The sequence below is a fragment of the Pseudomonas sp. Z4-7 genome (genome assembly GCF_051131965.1).
Taxonomy (GTDB): domain Bacteria; phylum Pseudomonadota; class Gammaproteobacteria; order Pseudomonadales; family Pseudomonadaceae; genus Aquipseudomonas.
On sequence record NZ_CP071642.1, the window covers coordinates 2,996,289 to 3,012,514 of the forward strand.

At 63.7% G+C, this 16,226-nt stretch carries 16 protein-coding genes; 8 read left to right on the forward strand and 8 right to left on the reverse strand.

The window, feature by feature from the left end; translation table 11 throughout:
- Nucleotides 1-271 precede the first annotated feature (271 nt).
- Both J3P91_RS13620 and J3P91_RS13625 read right to left on the reverse strand, forming a co-directional pair.
- Entirely contained in the window at nt 272-1,594 is a 1,323-nt protein-coding gene (locus J3P91_RS13620; RefSeq protein ID WP_434604862.1) for an ATP-binding protein, read from the reverse strand.
- Complete coding sequence (locus J3P91_RS13625) at nt 1,591-2,331, reverse strand: response regulator (protein ID WP_123344949.1); 741 nt, start codon at nt 2,329-2,331, stop codon at nt 1,591-1,593. Before J3P91_RS13625 ends, J3P91_RS13620 begins: the two co-directional genes overlap by 4 nt.
- Before the next feature lie 223 nt (nt 2,332-2,554).
- Between J3P91_RS13625 and J3P91_RS13630 the strand changes: the two genes are divergently transcribed.
- From J3P91_RS13630 to J3P91_RS13640, 3 genes are all read left to right on the forward strand, one after another.
- Complete coding sequence (locus tag J3P91_RS13630) at nt 2,555-2,818, forward strand: DUF2790 domain-containing protein (protein WP_434604864.1); 264 nt, start codon at nt 2,555-2,557, stop codon at nt 2,816-2,818.
- A gap of 167 nt (nt 2,819-2,985) precedes the next feature.
- Entirely contained in the window at nt 2,986-4,197 is a 1,212-nt protein-coding gene (locus J3P91_RS13635; RefSeq protein WP_434568552.1) for a cytochrome c biogenesis protein DipZ, read from the forward strand.
- 205 nt (nt 4,198-4,402) lie between these two features.
- Nucleotides 4,403-4,732, forward strand: coding sequence for a hypothetical protein (locus J3P91_RS13640; RefSeq protein WP_305494753.1), 330 nt, complete (start codon nt 4,403-4,405; stop codon nt 4,730-4,732).
- Nucleotides 4,733-4,736: 4 nt separating this feature from the next.
- Here the strand turns inward: J3P91_RS13640 and J3P91_RS13645 are convergent, their stop codons facing one another.
- The gene (locus J3P91_RS13645) at nt 4,737-6,602 is read right to left on the reverse strand and encodes a sigma-54-dependent Fis family transcriptional regulator (protein WP_434604866.1); all 1,866 of its coding nucleotides are present in this window, start codon (nt 6,600-6,602) and stop codon (nt 4,737-4,739) included.
- A 344-nt stretch (nt 6,603-6,946) separates the two neighbouring features.
- Between J3P91_RS13645 and J3P91_RS13650 the strand changes: the two genes are divergently transcribed.
- From J3P91_RS13650 to J3P91_RS13670, 5 genes are all read left to right on the forward strand, one after another.
- Nucleotides 6,947-8,020, forward strand: coding sequence for an ATP-NAD kinase family protein (locus J3P91_RS13650; protein ID WP_434604868.1), 1,074 nt, complete (start codon nt 6,947-6,949; stop codon nt 8,018-8,020).
- Nucleotides 8,021-8,022: 2 nt separating this feature from the next.
- On the forward strand, nt 8,023-9,000 hold the full coding sequence (locus J3P91_RS13655) for a thiamine pyrophosphate-dependent dehydrogenase E1 component subunit alpha (protein WP_434604870.1): 978 nt from the start codon (nt 8,023-8,025) through the stop codon (nt 8,998-9,000).
- Between the two features lie 33 nt (nt 9,001-9,033).
- On the forward strand, nt 9,034-10,050 hold the full coding sequence (locus J3P91_RS13660) for an alpha-ketoacid dehydrogenase subunit beta (RefSeq protein ID WP_305494746.1): 1,017 nt from the start codon (nt 9,034-9,036) through the stop codon (nt 10,048-10,050).
- Nucleotides 10,050-11,162 (forward strand): acetoin dehydrogenase dihydrolipoyllysine-residue acetyltransferase subunit, encoded by a 1,113-nt coding sequence (locus tag J3P91_RS13665; protein ID WP_434604872.1) that lies wholly within the window; start codon nt 10,050-10,052, stop codon nt 11,160-11,162. Before J3P91_RS13660 ends, J3P91_RS13665 begins: the two co-directional genes overlap by 1 nt.
- A gap of 81 nt (nt 11,163-11,243) precedes the next feature.
- Complete coding sequence (locus J3P91_RS13670; protein ID WP_434605132.1) at nt 11,244-12,308, forward strand: 2,3-butanediol dehydrogenase; 1,065 nt, start codon at nt 11,244-11,246, stop codon at nt 12,306-12,308.
- Between the two features lie 75 nt (nt 12,309-12,383).
- On the opposite strand, the gene J3P91_RS13675 is transcribed toward J3P91_RS13670, so the two are convergent.
- The 5 genes from J3P91_RS13675 to J3P91_RS13695 form a co-directional block, all read right to left on the reverse strand.
- On the reverse strand, nt 12,384-12,884 hold the full coding sequence (locus J3P91_RS13675) for a DUF6644 family protein (RefSeq protein ID WP_434604874.1): 501 nt from the start codon (nt 12,882-12,884) through the stop codon (nt 12,384-12,386).
- Complete coding sequence (locus tag J3P91_RS13680) at nt 12,884-13,234, reverse strand: DUF6152 family protein (protein WP_434568546.1); 351 nt, start codon at nt 13,232-13,234, stop codon at nt 12,884-12,886. Before J3P91_RS13680 ends, J3P91_RS13675 begins: the two co-directional genes overlap by 1 nt.
- A gap of 15 nt (nt 13,235-13,249) precedes the next feature.
- The gene (locus tag J3P91_RS13685) at nt 13,250-13,804 is read right to left on the reverse strand and encodes a DinB family protein (protein WP_434604876.1); all 555 of its coding nucleotides are present in this window, start codon (nt 13,802-13,804) and stop codon (nt 13,250-13,252) included.
- A gap of 214 nt (nt 13,805-14,018) precedes the next feature.
- Nucleotides 14,019-14,936 (reverse strand): dihydrodipicolinate synthase family protein, encoded by a 918-nt coding sequence (locus tag J3P91_RS13690; RefSeq protein WP_186632069.1) that lies wholly within the window; start codon nt 14,934-14,936, stop codon nt 14,019-14,021.
- Nucleotides 14,937-15,127: 191 nt separating this feature from the next.
- Nucleotides 15,128-16,156: a trans-3-hydroxy-L-proline dehydratase gene (locus tag J3P91_RS13695; RefSeq protein ID WP_434604877.1), complete on the reverse strand. Its 1,029-nt coding sequence runs from the start codon at nt 16,154-16,156 to the stop codon at nt 15,128-15,130.
- Nucleotides 16,157-16,226 lie beyond the last annotated feature (70 nt).

The window sequence follows — 16,226 nt, forward strand, 5'->3', positions numbered from 1 at the left end:
GGTGGCCGGGGACACAAGGAGTCTTTCAAGCGGGTGTAAGCGGGGTGTGTCGGGAATGACGCTGGTGTGCAAGTTTGTGTATGTCATGTGCCTGCTGACACACTGATATACAAACCCAACATCAAGCCGAATGCCGAACCCTGTGGGAGCGAGCCTGCTCGCGAAGGCGTCAGGTCAGCCAACAGTGATGTCGACTGTCAAAGCGCTTTCGCGAGCAGGCTCGCTCCCACAGGTTAATGCTGCTCACTTAAGGCAACCCAAAAGGGCCTGATCAGCTTCCTGATGGGGTATTGCAAGCCAACCGCAACTCGGCACACAACCCGCCGCCATCGCGATTGCTCAAGGTCAGCGAGCCGCCCATGGCACTCGCCAGTTGTTGGGCAATGGCCAGTCCCAGGCCTGTGCCGCCGGTTTCCCGATTGCGCGAGCTCTCCACCCGGTAGAACGGCTTGAGCACTTCGGCCAGTTCTGCCTCGCTGATGCCGGGCCCGCGATCCAGCACCTGGATCGCCAGTTGCCCATGGGTGGCAGGCTGGACCTGGATCTGCGCCGCGCCGCCGAATTTCAGCGCGTTGTCCACCAGGTTGACCAACACCCGCCGCAGCGCATGGGGACGGGTGTCGATCACGGCGGCGTTCTTGCCCGACAACTGCACGTCCTGGCCGGTGTCCTGGTAGTCGAACACCAAACTGTCGAGAAACGCATCCAGGCTGATCCGGCAACTGGCCTCGGTGGCGCCATGGATGCTGCGAGCGTAGGCCACGCCCTCACGCACGAGGTGTTCCATCTCGCTCAGATCGCTGCACAATTTGTCCTTTTCGATGCCGTCGTCCATGAATTCGGCGCGCAGTTTCATGCGGGTGATGGGCGTCTGCAAGTCATGGGAAATCGCCGCCAGCAGTTGCATGCGCTCCTTGAGGTAGGCGGCAATGCGGTCCTGCATGGCATTGAACGCCTTTGCCGCGTGTACCACTTCGGTCGGGCCTTTTTCGTCCAGGCGCACGCCGTGGGCGTTGGGGTCGAGGGTTTCCACGGCCTGGGCCAGCCGGGTCAGCGGGCTGACGGCGATGCGCACGGCCAGCCATGTGCAGCCGATCAACAGCGCCAGTTGCCCGAGCAGCACCGCGGGCAGCCAGGGCGAAAGCGGTGCCATGGCCGGACGTACATCAATGGTCAGCGGGTTGCCGTCTTTCAGCCGCAGGTGCGCTTGGTAGTGCATCTTCGGGCCAGGGATCTGGTTATAGGTCAGCGCATAGGCTTCGCCCAGGGCCTGCTGGATCGAACTGACCGATATCGGTGCGTTGTCGGGCAACATCGGCATGCCAGGTTCGCCTTCGTCGAGCACGTAGCCATAGTTGCGCCGGGCCAGTTTCGGCAGCCAGGCCTCTCGCTCGGCGGCTGGCAGGCGATCGAGGATGGCGACGGACGTCGAGACGTCGGTTTCGAGGTTGCCGAGCATGGTGTTCTTCGCGCTCTCGTAGCGTTCGTAATACTGGACGCCAAACGACAGGCCTTGGGCCAGGACCAGGCCGATCAGGAAGATCAACGACAAGCGCGAGGCGAGGGTACGAGGCCAGCGCAGCGACAGCTTCATACCGACGCCTCGAGGATCTCCACCGGCAGCGAGAACACGTAGCCTTCGCTGCGTACGGTCTTGATGTAGGCCGGCTCACGGGCATCGTCCAGCAGGCGCTGGCGCAAGCGGCTGACCAGCAGGTCGATGGAGCGATCGAACAGATCTGCGTCACGGCCTTGGGTCAGGTTCAGCAACTGGTCGCGGTTGAGGACGCGCTGCGGATGATCGAGGAACACCCGCAACAGACGGTACTCCGCGCCGCTCAGGGCGACCATGGTGCCGTCGCTGTCCAGCAGGTGGCGGGCGGTGGTGTCCAGCCGCCAGCGACCGAACGCCAGCAGGCGTCCGCTCTCGGTGACCACCAGATTGGGCGGCAACATCCGGGTGCGGCGCAGCACGGCGTTGATTCGGGCGAGCAGCTCGCGAGCGGCGAAAGGCTTGACCAGATAGTCGTCGGCGCCCATTTCCAGGCCGATGATGCGGTCGGTTTCGTCGTTGCGGGCGGTGAGCATCAGCACCGGCGTGGCCTTGTGCTTGCCGGCGCGCAGTTCCCGACACAACACCAGGCCATCATCGCCGGGCATCATGATATCCAGCACGATCAGGTCCACCGGGGTGGTTTCCAGGAAGGCCCGCATCTGCCGGCCATCGGCGACCACGGTGGTGCGCAGGCCGTTCTTTTTCAGGTAGTTGCCCACCAGCTCTCGAATCTCGCGATCGTCATCGACGATCAACACATGATCGACATGATCCATGCTGTTCTGCCCCTTGGCGTTTTGTTGTTGGCCAGTCTACAGGCACCAGCCGGCCTGGCCCGCGACGGTTTGTATTGCAGTGTATCTGGCGCGCGGCGGATACACAGCGATGCAAAAAGCCCCCTGGCCCGATACAGGCGCGATACCAGGGCGGCATTCAATGGCATCCATCGAGGCAACACAACGGGCCTCTGCGATAAACCATTGAATCGAGGACATCGTCATGAACACCAAAGCCATCTACGCCGCCTGCCTGTTTGCCGCGCTGAACATCTGCACCTTGTCGGCCCGGGCCGAAAGCAACGTTCAGCCGCAGGCCTATAGCTACAGCAGCCACCTGGACGTGCGCAAAGTGCTGTCCCTGACCGAAGACCCGCAACCGGCCTGTGGCGTGGTCAATGCCCACATGACCTATCTGGATTCCGCGGGACACGAGCAGGCGCTGGACTATCGCAAGTTTTCTGATCACTGCACCAACCAGAACTGACGTTCTCTCGTAGCGAGGGAGCTTGCTCCCGCTGGGCCGCGAAGCGGCCCCAAAAACGCATTGACCATTCGGTGTGTCAGGCAGAAACGAGGGGGCGCTCCGCGCCCAGCGGGAGCAAGCTCCCTCGCCACGGGTTCTTCCGCCAACTTTCATTTTGAGGTGTTGCCATGCTTCTGATCGCTTTTCTCGGCGGGGTCCTGACGATCCTCAGCCCTTGCATCCTGCCCGTGGTGCCGTTCCTGTTCGCCCGCGCCAATCAATCGCGTGGCTCGGTGCTGCTGACTCTGGCCGGCATGGTGCTGACCTTCGCCCTGGTGTCGAGCCTGGCGGTGGTCAGCAGCGAGTGGGTCATCCGCGCCAGCAGCGTCGGCCGGCAAGTCGCCCTGGTGGTGATGGTGCTGTTTGCCTTGTCGCTGATGTTCAGCCGGGTCGGCACCTGGCTCGCGCGACCGCTGGTCAGCCTGGGCAATCGCCTCGACGCCGGAGCCGGACGGATGGCTGGGCCGCTGGCGTCGCTGCTGATCGGCGTCGCCACGGGGCTGCTCTGGGCGCCGTGCGCCGGGCCGGTCCTTGGGGTGATCCTGACCGGGGCGATGCTCCAAGGTGCCAGCGCGCAGACCAGCCTGCTGTTGCTTGCTTACGGCCTGGGTAGCGCCTTGTCGCTGGGTACGCTGATTCTGGCCGGGCGTGGCCTGATCGGTCGGCTGAAACCGTCGCTGCCAATCACCGCGTGGCTGCGTCGGGCGACGGGCGGGCTGGTGTTGCTGGCGGCCGTGGCGATCGGCAGCGGGGCAGATGACCGGTTGTTGGCGGCGACGTCCTCCGAACAGTCCGCCAGCCTGGAAAAAAGCCTGCTGGAGAACGTGCCCAAGGCCATCGATTACGTGGTCAGCAAGGCTGACGCCAGCAGCCTGCCGCCCCTGGATGCTCAGGGCGCGATGCCTTCGCTGGCAGGCGCGGTGCAATGGCTCAACTCGCCACCGCTGAACAGCGAGTCACTGCGGGGCAAAGTGGTGCTGGTGGATTTCTGGACCTACGACTGCATCAACTGCCAGCACACGCTGCCGTACGTGAATGGTTGGGCGAAGAAATACGAGAAGGACGGGTTGGTGGTGATCGGCGTGCATACGCCGGAATACGGCTACGAGAAGATCATCGATAACGTCCGCGAACAGGTGCGCAAGCTCGACATCCATTACCCGGTGGCCATCGACAACCAGTATTCGATCTGGCGCGCCTTCAACAACCAGTACTGGCCGGCCCATTACTTCATCGATGCCAAGGGGCAGGTGCGCTACAGCCACTTTGGCGAAGGGCGTTATGCAGAGCAGGAGCAAGTGATTCAACAACTGCTGCAAGAAGCGAAGGCCAGCAACTGACCCGTGGTGAGGGAGCTTGCTGTGGCGAGGGAATAAATCCCCTCGCCACGCTAGAAAGTTGTTTAAAAATAATTGGTTAAAACATGATCCTGCCGGTATTTCCAGGTTACGTCGCAAAGGCCGGGAGCAAAGTGAAAATGCTGGCCCCTTGCTCATCCACACCAAGTCAAACTTCTTTCATTTCAGAGTGTTGGACGACAAACCTATGCGCGTTTCTATATGGATCGCGGCGGCCATGTTGCTGACCGCTGTCTCGCTTGAAGCCCAGGCCAGGGCGCTTACCTCGAACCAGCAGTCGGTGTGTCGCTGGGGTTCGGACATCGCGGCGGGCGCCCAGGCGTCGAAGCTGTCCGGTGTCAGCCTGTATGGGGCGCGCAAGAAGCTGCAAGTGCGCAAGTTTGCGCGGCCATGGATGCGCATGACTGCCCTGGGCATTACCGAGCAGACCTACAACAGCGCATCGCGGCTCAAGCCTGCCGCCGTCAAGCAGACCTATTACGAACAATGCGTGCGTCACGAACTGGCCCGACGATAAGGGTTCAGCCGGGGCTTCTGCCGGGCATTTCGATGCCATGCTGATGCACCCGGCGATACAGCGTCGCACGGGAAATACCCAGGGCCCGGGCCGCCGGGGTGGGTTTCCAGCGGTGACGCACCAGGGCATCGAGCAGCGCCTGGCGTTCCGGGCTGGCGCTGGGTTCTGGCCCCCGAACAGCGGTTTCGCGGCCGTGCAGTGACTCCGGTAAATGACTGAGCTGGACCACGCTCCCTTCGCAGACCGCACAGGCATAACGCAGTACATGTCGCAACTGGCGCACATTGCCCGGCCAGTGGTAACCGAGCAGGCATTCCAGCGCTGGGCCACTCAGCTGCACCGCGCCCCCGCACAGGGTGGATTCCTCGTCGAGGATGCGGATGATCAACGCCAGCCGGTCGGTGCGCTCACGTAACGGCGGCAATTGAAACCGGGCACCGCCGAGGCGGAAGTACAGATCCTCGCGAAACTCGCCGGTCGCCACCAGGGTTTCCAGGTCACGGTGGGTAGCGCAGATCACCTGGATGTCCACCGCCTTGCGCCGCGCGGCCCCCAGCGGCGCCACTTCGCCTTCGGCCAGTACCCGCAACAGGCGGGTCTGCAGGGTCAGGGGCATGTCGCCGATTTCGTCGAGAAACAGTGTGCCGCCATCGGCTTGTTGCAGCAGGCCCTGCATGCCTTTGGCCGAAGCGCCGGTAAAGGCGCCGGCGACATAACCGAACAATTCGCTTTCGATCAGGCTTTCCGGAATCGCCGCGCAGTTCAGGGCCACGAAAGGTCGGTCTCGACGTTGGCTGGCCTGATGCAACTGGCGGGCAAAGACTTCCTTGCCGGAACCGGTCTCGCCCTGGATCAGCACCGGCAGGTTGCGATCCTTGACCCGCACCGCCAGGTTCAGGCTGTCGGCCAGGCGTGGATCGAGCTCGGTCGGGGTCATCGTGGCGCGCTTGCGTGGGGTCGCCCGGCGTCGCGGCGCGCTCAGGCGGCCGTGCAGGAATGGGTCGAGCGGGTAGAGGCTTTCGTCACGGGCGCGGTGCAACAGCTGCGGGTCGAAGACCTGGCTGATATGCCGGGGCATCTGGCCGTAGCGCTCCAGCAGGTAATGGCGCGCCGCCGGGTTAAGCGCTTGCAGGCAACCATCGTCATCCCAGGCGAACAGGAAATCCGGCTGGCTGTCGACGTAGCCGGCGTTGCGATGGGCGCGCAAGACCCAGTAGCCCTGGGCACTGCTCATGAAAAACGCCTGTTCGATCTCCCGTGCGCTTTGCACCACCATTTGCCGGATCAGGTGCTGGGAACGTCGATCGTCTGGCGAACGCACCGCCGAGACGTCCAGCACCCCGAGCAGTTCTCCTTGCGGATCGAAGACCGGCGCGGCGGAGCAGGTCAGGCCGATGAACGCGGCGCGAAAATGGTCGCGCTTGTGTACCGTCACCGCCGTCCTGGCGGTGAGCACGGCCGCCACGCCGCAAGTGCCTTCTTCACCCTCCGACCAGCAGGTGCCCAGGTACAACCCGGCCTTGCGGCATTCGTTGCGCAGGGTGGTTTCCACCCGATAGTCGATGGTCTGGCCCTGGGCATCGGTCAGCAGCACGCAATAGTCGGCATCGCGCACCCGGCCATGCAGGCGCGCCACTTCATCGCTGGCGATGTTGAGAAACAGTTCCGAGCGCTCGCGACATTGCTTGAGCACTTCGTGGGAAAGGATGCGCGGGCCCTGCAATGAACCTGGGTCCAGGTGATGTTGCTCCATGGAGCGGCGCCAGGAGTCGAATATCAGGTCCGGCACCGGCAGTTGCGGCAGCTGCGCGGCGTTCTTCAGCACGCGGCTGACGCAATCCACATGCGCCCGGGAGTGAGCGGAAAGCATTGGGGCCTCCGGTTCAGCTTCTTGTCGTTGTGCGCACATTAAGCGCTGATCACCGGGCGCCGGCAAGCCCGGCGCAGCGCCGGCGTCGAGGTGAGACGCAACGTCTCAGCGTCTCGCCGTCGTCCCGTGCAGGCTGATATGTGGCGTCTCACCAAGCACCGTCCCGGCGCACCCGAATTTACGTTTGAAGCGCTCTATATCGAGGCTTTCCAGCATTCAGCGGGTAACTGGCACCGGCTTTGCTCTTGGGCTAGGACCCACATCAGGTGGGCTTCCAAGAATAAGAAAGAGGTGCCTATGTCTATCTGCCCAGGTCATTTGCCTGTCTACCCCGTGGTGACGACATGAGTCGCCGTCCGCTCACCGTCGGCATCATCGCCAACCCCGCCTCGGGCCGCGACGTACGCCGCCTGACCGCCAACGCCGGGCTGTTTTCCAGTACCGACAAAGTCTCGGTGATCCAGCGCCTGCTGGCCGCGTTCGGCGCCACCGGCATCGAACGGGTGCTGATGCCGACCGACATGATCGGCATGGCCGCCGCCGTGCTGAAGAACAGCCACAGTCGTCAGGCCCGTAGCAGCCGTTGGCCGGCCCTGGAGTTTCTCGACCTGACCCTGCGCCAGACCGTCGAAGACACCCGCCGGGCCGCGCGCCTGATGGCCGAGCGCGAAGTGGCGCTGATCGCGGTGCTCGGCGGTGACGGTACCCACAAGGCAGTGGCCGCCGAAGTCGGTGATATTCCATTGCTGACCCTTTCCACCGGCACCAACAACGCCTTCCCGGAACTGCGCGAGGCCACCAGTGCCGGGCTGGCCGGCGGGTTGTACGCCAGCGGGCGGATTCCAGACCTGATCGGCTTGCGTCGCAACAAACGCCTGCTGGTCTGCGACGCCGGGCGTGGCTTGCGGGAAGTTGCGCTGGTGGATGTCGCCGTGTCGCCGCTGCGCTTTGTCGGCGCCCGGGCCATCAGCCGGGCGCAGGACCTGGCCGAAGTCTTCGTGACCTTTGCCGAACCGCAATCCATCGGCCTGTCAGCGCTGTGCGGCTTGTGGTTGCCGGTGTCCCGCCAGGCCCCGGGCGGCGCCTGGATGCGCCTGGATCCGCAATCGCCCGAAGCGCTGCTGGTGCCACTGGCCCCCGGTCTGCTGCAGGGCTGTGGCGTGCTTGCCGCCGGCCCTTTGGAGCCAGGCGTTGCCCACGGCTTGTCGCTGTCCAGCGGCACGCTGGCCCTGGACGGCGAGCGGGAAATCGAATTCAACGCCCATGACCGACCCACCATAACCCTCGATGCCGGCGGCCCGCTGAGCATCGACGTCAACGCGGTGCTCAGCTACGCCGCGCAACAACGCTTGTTGGCCATCGGTCGCGAGCACCCGCAACACCCCTTGAACCTTCAAGAAGACACCCCTGGAGAATAAAAATGTCGACACCGCTCACCCACGATCAATTGCTGCACGCCTATCAAGTGATGCGCACCATCCGCGCCTTCGAAGAGCGCTTGCACGTGGAGTTCGCCACCGGCGAGATCCCCGGTTTTGTTCACCTTTACGCAGGCGAAGAGGCTTCGGCCGCTGGCGTCATGGCCCATCTGGGCGATGACGATTGCATCGCCTCCAACCACCGGGGCCATGGCCATTGCATTGCCAAGGGCGTCGATGTCTACGGGATGATGGCCGAGATCTACGGCAAGAAAACCGGCGTCTGCCAAGGCAAGGGCGGCTCGATGCACATTGCCGATTTCGAGAAAGGCATGCTCGGTGCCAACGGCATCGTCGGCGCCGGTGCGCCGCTGGTGGTCGGCGCCGCCCTGGCGGCGCGGCTCAAGGGCACCGACAGCGTCGCCGTGGTGTTTTTCGGCGACGGCGGCTCCAACGAAGGCGCGGTTTTCGAAGCCATGAACATGGCCTCGGTGTGGAACCTGCCGTGTCTGTTCATCGCGGAAAACAATGGCTACGCCGAAGCCACCGCGTCGAACTGGTCGGTGGCCTGCGATCACATCGCCGACCGCGCCGCCGGCTTCGGCATGCCCGGGGTGACGGTCGACGGCTTTGACTTCTTCGCCGTGCATGAAGCCGCCGGTGCCGCCGTCGAGCGCGCCCGGGCCGGGGAAGGGCCGTCGCTGATCGAGGTCAAGCTGACCCGCTACTACGGCCACTTCGAGGGCGACGCCCAGACCTATCGAGCGCCGGATGAGGTCAAGCATTTTCGCGAGAACCAGGACTGCCTGATGCAGTTCCGCGAGCGCACGACGCGGGCCGGCCTGCTCACGGTCGAGCAGTTGGACCAGGTCGACAAGGAAGTCGAGCTGTTGATCGAAAACGCCGTGTACAAGGCCAAGTCCGATCCCAAGCCCGCGGCTGCCGACCTGCTGACCGACGTCTACGTCAGCTATCCCTGAATTCCCCTGAAAACAAGAACAGAGAATCCCATCATGGCGAGAAAAATCAGCTATCAGCAGGCAATCAACGAAGCCCTGGCCCAGGAAATGCGCCGCGACTCCAGCGTGTTCATCATGGGCGAGGACGTCGCTGGCGGCGCCGGTGCACCCGGTGAAAACGACGCCTGGGGCGGCGTGCTCGGCGTCACCAAGGGGCTTTACGACCAGTTTCCCGGACGCGTGCTGGATACGCCGCTCTCCGAGATCGGCTACGTCGGCGCGGCGGTCGGCGCGGCCACCTGCGGTGTGCGCCCGGTGTGCGAGCTGATGTTCGTCGACTTCGCCGGGTGCTGCCTGGACCAGATCCTCAACCAGGCGGCGAAATTTCGCTACATGTTCGGCGGCAAGGCCTCCACGCCCCTGGTAATCCGCACCATGGTCGGGGCGGGCCTGCGCGCCGCCGCCCAGCACTCGCAGATGCTCACGTCCTTATGGACGCACATTCCCGGGCTGAAAGTGGTGTGCCCGTCATCGCCGTACGACGCCAAGGGCCTGCTGATCCAGGCGATTCGCGACAACGACCCGGTGATCTTCTGCGAGCACAAGTTGCTCTACAGCATGCAAGGCGAGGTGCCGGAGGAGCTCTACACCGTGCCGTTCGGCGAAGCCAACTTCCTGCGCGACGGCAAAGACATCACGCTGGTGTCCTATGGCCGGCTGGTCAACACCGCGCTGGACGCGGCGCGCAACCTCGCCGGGCGCGGCATCGATTGCGAGGTGATCGACCTGCGCACCACCAGCCCGATGGACGAGGACAGCATCCTTGAAAGTGTCGAGAAGACCGGCCGCCTGGTGGTGATCGACGAGGCCAACCCGCGCTGCTCGATGGCCACCGATATCTCGGCGCTGGTCGCGCAAAAAGCCTTCGGTGCGCTCAAGGCGCCGATTGAAATGGTCACCGCGCCGCATACCCCGGTGCCGTTCTCCGATTCCCTGGAAGACCTGTACATCCCCGACGCGGCGAAGATCGAACAAGCCGTGCTCAACGTGATCGAGTGGAGCAAGCGCTGATGAGCCAGATTTTTACTCTGACCATGCCCAAGTGGGGCCTGTCGATGACCGAGGGCCGGGTCGATGCCTGGCTCAAGGAAGAGGGGCAGGCCATCACCAAGGGCGATGAAGTGATGGACGTCGAGACCGACAAGATCTCCAGCAGCGTGGAGGCGCCGTTTTCCGGCATCCTGCGTCGGCAGGTCGCCCGTCAGGACGAAACCCTGCCGGTCGGCGCCTTGCTCGGTGTCGTCGTCGAAGGCGAGGCCAGCGACGCCGAGATCGATGCGGTTATCGAGCAGTTCCAATCCAATTTCGTGCCGGGCGACGCCGCCGATGAGGACAGCGGTCCGAAACCGCAAAAAATCGAGTTGGACGGGCGGTTGATCCGTTACTTCGAGCGCGGTGAGGGCGCTACGCCCCTGGTGCTGATACATGGTTTTGGCGGCGACCTGAACAACTGGCTGTTCAACCATGAAGCCCTGGCCGCCGGACGGCGGGTCATTGCCCTGGACCTGCCGGGCCATGGTGAATCGGCGAAAACCCTGCAACGCGGCGATCTCGATGAATTGAGTGGCGTGGTGCTGGCCTTGCTCGATCACCTGGATATCAACGCGGCTCACCTGGTGGGGCATTCGATGGGCGGGGCGGTGGCGTTGAACGTCGCACGACTGATGCCGCAACGCTTGCGCTCGCTGACCCTGATCGGCAGCGCCGGCCTGGGCGCGGAGATCAATGGCAGCTACCTGCAGGGCTTCGTCGACGCCGCCAACCGCAATGCCCTCAAGCCGCAGCTCGTGCAACTGTTCTCGAATGCCGAGCTGGTCAACCGCCAGATGCTCGACGACATGCTCAAGTACAAGCGCCTCGAAGGCGTGGACGCGGCCCTGCGCCAACTGGCCGGGAGTGTTTTCAGGGACGGCCGCCAACAGGTGGACCTGCGCGAAGTGGTCCAGGCCGGCCACGTTCCAACCCTGGTGATCTGGGGCAGTGACGACGCGATCATCCCGGCGGCTCATGCCGACGGCTTGGCGGCGCGGGTCGAGGTGCTGCCAGGCCAGGGGCATATGGTGCAGATGGAAGCAGCCGAGCAGGTCAATCGATTGATCCTGGATTTCATTCAGCAGCACTGATCGAGCGGGCGGCGACTGATTCGCCGCCCCGCCAGAATGGGAGACACCGCTATGAACGTTTCAATCAAGCCGCCCCGCAGCATGCGCGCCGCCGTCTGGCATGGCCGCAACGACATCCGCGTCGAAGACGTGCCACTACCTGTTCCACCGCCCGCCGGTTGGGTGCAGATCCGCGTGCAATGGTGCGGCATCTGCGGCTCGGACCTGCACGAATACGTGGCTGGGCCAGTGTTCATCCCGGTGGACGCGCCGCACCCGCTGACCGGCATCAAGGGCCAGTGCATCCTCGGTCATGAATTCTGTGGCGAAATCGTCGAATTGGGCGCCGGCGTCGAAGGCTTCAGCGTCGGCGAGCCGGTGGCGGCCGATGCCTGCCAGCATTGCGGCACCTGTTATTACTGCACTCATGGGCTGTACAACATCTGTGAGAACCTGGCGTTCACCGGATTGATGAACAACGGTGCGTTCGCTGAATTGGTCAACGTCCCGGCCAACCTGATCTACAAGCTACCGGCGAACTTCCCCGCCGAGGCCGGCGCGCTGATCGAGCCGCTGGCGGTGGGCATGCACGCGGTGAAGAAGGCCGGTAGCCTGCTGGGTCAGAACGTGGTGGTGGTCGGCGCCGGCACCATCGGCCTGTGCACCATCATGTGCGCCAAGGCCGCCGGCGCGGCCCAGGTGATCGCTCTGGAAATGTCCGGCGCGCGCAAGGCCAAGGCCCTGGAAGTCGGCGCCAGCCACGTCATCGATCCCAACCAGTGCGATGCCCTGGCCGAAGTACGCCGCCTGACCGGCGGCCTGGGGGCTGACGTCAGTTTCGAATGCATCGGCAACAAGCACACCGCCAAGTTCGCCATCGACCTGATCCGCAAGGCCGGCAAATGCGTGTTGGTGGGCATATTCGAAGAAGCGAGCGAGTTCAACTTCTTCGAGCTGGTGTCCACCGAGAAGCAGGTGCTCGGCGCGCTGGCCTATAACGGCGAGTTCGCCGACGTGATCGCGTTCATCGCTGACGGGCGCCTGGACATTTCACCGCTGGTAACCGGGCGCATCCAGCTGGAGCAGATCGTCGGGCAGGGTTTCGAGGAGTTGGTCAATAACAAGGAGCACAACGTCAAGATTATCGTGTCTCCGGCACGGATCTGAGGGCGCCTGAGATGGGCGATTGGCGATGGCCGGCAGCGGCCGTCGTCTTGTTTTCAGGTATGGCTCAGGTATGGCTCAGGTGTAGGCCAGCAGTCGACCGCAGAGAATCACCGCGATCCATAGCGCGATCGATACCAGTGCCTGGACACGTGCCAGCCCGGGGGCCTTCTGACCGGTATTCCATTGTTCGACCGAACGGTGAGTTCCGACATGAAACAGCAGGGCGTTGATGCCCGCCGCCGCAATCAGACCGAGCTTGAGGATAAAGACGTTATTCCCGGCGAAATCCTGCGGGTGCGCGCTGAACATCATCAGCCCGGCCGGTACGATCAGCAGCAGGGCCCCGACGGCCCAGGTCAGCAGGTGCCGGGCGAGGGCGGTCACGGCGATGGCCTTGGACAGGCCGAGGACGCGCAAGTCGAACATCACCACCGCGCCCACCAGTACTGAAAAGCCGATGATGTGCAGCACCTCCACCAGTGGGTACAGCCACAGCTCGTCGCGCATGGCCAATGCCAGCGACGAGTCGGCTAGCCGGTCCATCCAGCCTTGCGCGGCCGGACCCGCGGCCTGCATCAGCGCAACTCGGTGGTCTTGTCATCAATGGTGATGCGCTCGGCGCGCAGTTCATCGGGTTTGTTGCGGTTGGCATAGCCGACCACGGTGGCTGAGTTACCCGCCTTGAGCATGTCCTTGGTCAGCCCGCGGCTTTCCATGCGTGAGGGCGGCGCCAGCACTACGGTCCAGGTCTTGTCGGTGGTTTGCAGGCGCACGGTGCCGTGGGGATGGGAATAACCGGATTGCTTTATCGTGCCTTCCAGCGTCAAGGGGTTGCTGGCGTCGTATTCGCTCCAGCCATGGTGGGCAAACGCCGCCGTGGCGACCAGCAGCGACGATAAACCAATGCAGCGAAGGGTGAGGTTCATGACAAGCTCTCCGGTTCAATTGGGATGATATTCGCTCCAGACCCGCTGCCCGTCGAGTTGGAGCAGCTGTTCCTCGACCTCGCGGAAACGTCGGTCGCAGTCGAGAAAGAATTCATCGAGTTGCGGCGGCTCGACGTGGGTGGCGCTGAGCATGGTATGGACTTGGCCGCGGTGGTGGATCTGGTGCTCGAACAGGTGCAACAGCAACCGGTCGATCCGCTCGCATACCCTGCCGTCGGAGCGCACCAGGTCGATGGAGCGGGCAAGGTCCGTTTCCCGCAGGGTTTCGCAGAAAGCCACCAGCCGCTGGTCGGTCTTGCCCTGGTTTTCCTTGAGCTCAGCGAAAGCCAGGGTCTGGTAGAAATCCCGTTCCTGGCCGTCAACATCGCCTTCCAGGGCAGTCAGGTAATAACGGTCAACCTCAAGGATGTGGCACAGCGTGGCTTGGATGGAGGGGAAAAAACTGGTGCGGTAGGCTTCGTATTCGGCCGTGTTCAGTTGCGTGCAGGCGCCCAGCAGCCGGTGGTTGGCCCATTGGTTGTTCAGGGCCTGGGCCAGGAAATAGTTCATGGAACGCCTCCCGTTCGCGTCGTTGCGCCGGGCGAAAGCGTAGCAAAGACTGGCGGTGGCGACGTGTTGCTGGTCGGTTGGCCCTACGAACAGAGGGCAACCTTTGTGGGAGCGAGCCTGCTCGCGAAGACGGCGGCACATCCAGCACCTTCGAATCAGGCAGACCGCTTTCGCGAGCAGGCTCGCTCCCACAGGGTTTTCATCGGCTGCGGCTTTACAGCCCCACATCCGGCAACGCCGGCCGATTGGCCAGGGCCTTGGCCATGATCTGCTCCACGTACACGCGGTCTTCTTCCGGCAAGGCCAGGCGCGGTGGGCGGGTGAGGGCGCTGCCGCGACCGGCGATGGCTTCGCACAGCTTGATGCATTGGACCAGGTCGGCGCGGGCGTCCAGGTGCAGGATCGGCATCAGCCATTCGTAGATCGGCATGGCTTCGGCGAACCGTCCGGCGCGGGCCAGGCGGAAGATGGTTTCGCCTTCTTTCGGGAACACGTTGGACATGCCCGAGACCCAGCCCTCGGCGCCGACGGCGAGGCTTTCCAGGACCACGTCATCGAGACCGGCAAACAGCACGAAGCGATCACCGACTTCGTTGCGCACATCGATGAAGCGGCGGGTGTCGCCGGAGGAATCCTTGAAACACACCACGTTGTCGCAGTCGGCCAGGGAAATCAGGATGTCCGGGGTGACATCGTTCTTGTAGATCGGCGGGTTGTTGTAGACCATCAGCGGCACGTCGGCATGCCGGGCCACGTAGCGGAAATGTTCGGCGGTCTCGAACGGCTTGGAGCCGTAGACCAGCGCCGGCATCAGCATGACCCCGTCGACACCGACCTTGCGCACTGCGTTGGCGACCTTGGCGGCCTGCACGCTGGTGAACTCGGCCACGCCGCAGATCACCGGCACCCGGCCACGGGAGGCGTCCACCGCCACTTCGGTCACGGCGATTTTTTCCTCGGCGCTCAGGGATGTGTTTTCCCCCACGGATCCACAGACCACCAGGCCGGAAACGCCATCGCGGATGACGTTGGAAATGACCTGGTGGGTTTTTTCCAGGTTGATGGAAAAGTCGTCGTTGAATTGGGTGGTGACAGCGGGGAATACGCCGCTCCAGTTGATGCGTTTGCTCATGGGTGTCTCCTTTTGGTATTTCGTATACGGATATATGTGGTTGCTTTTGTGGCGAGGGAGCTTGCTCCCGCTGGGTCGCGAAGCGGCCCCCAGGATCTGACTGACACACCGAGTTGTCAGCCTTCAGGACTGCTTCGCAGTCCAGCGGGAGCAAGCTCCCTCGCCACAAGGGTTTTGGGTGAAGCTGGAAATCATGCCCCCGGCCAGGTATCCGAAAGCCGATAGCCCTGCGGCCACGGATCGCTTGGGTCGAGCAACAACTGGTGGGTACCGGTAATCCACGCCCGTCCGGCGATGCACGGGTAGATCGCCGGGCGTCCGGCCACGTCGGTCAGTGAATCGATCCGGCAATGAAATTCGGAGCCGATGATCGAGCGGCCGATAAACCGCTCGCCCAGTTGCATCAAGCCTTTGGCGTGCAGCACCGCCATGCGCGCCGAGCAGCCGGTGCCAGTGGGGGAGCGGTCGATCTTGCCGGGCTGGATGACGACGGCGTTGGCGCCGGTGGCGATGCCGTTTTCCGTCACAAGGGGTGCGGCGATCTGGCAGAAAGATATGTGCGACCAGTCGGCGTTCAACGGGTGCACGAAGCCCAATTGCTCGTTCGCCGCGCGGGTGATTTTCAGCCCCACGGCCACCAGCTCGGCCGCCTCGTCAGGCCGGATGGCGAAGCCCAGGCGCTGGGCGTCGACGATGACGAAGCTATCGCCGCCGTAGGCCGTGTCCACTTGCAGCGAACCCAGGCCTTCGACTTCGATCCAGGCATCGAGGCGGTCGGCGAACGAGGGCACATTCTTGATCTCGACCCGCTGCACCTTGCCGTCGCGGCAGTCGGCCACGGCTTCGATCAGGCCACCCGGTGCTTCCAGCACCAACCGCGTCTGGGGTTCGCTCATCGGCAGGATGCCGCTGTCCAGCAGCACGGTGGCGACGCACAGCGAGTTGGAGCCGGACATCGGCGGCGTGTCGGCCGGCTCCATGATGATCCAGGCCATTTGCGCCCGCGGGTCCTTGGCCGGCACCAGCAGATTGACGTGGCGAAACACACCGCCCCGGGGTTCGTTGAGGACGAAGTTGCGCAGGGTCTGGTCCTGGGCGATCCAGCGTGACTGTTCCCAAACGGTGGCGCCGGGTGGCGGCGCGACGCCGCCGACGATCACATCGCCGACTTCGCCTTCGGCGTGGCAGCTGACTACATGGATGATTTTTGATGAGCGCATGGATCAGATCCTTGTGTTGTCTGGTCGGGCCTCTTCGCGAGCAGGCTCGCTCCCACAGGGTTCAATGGTG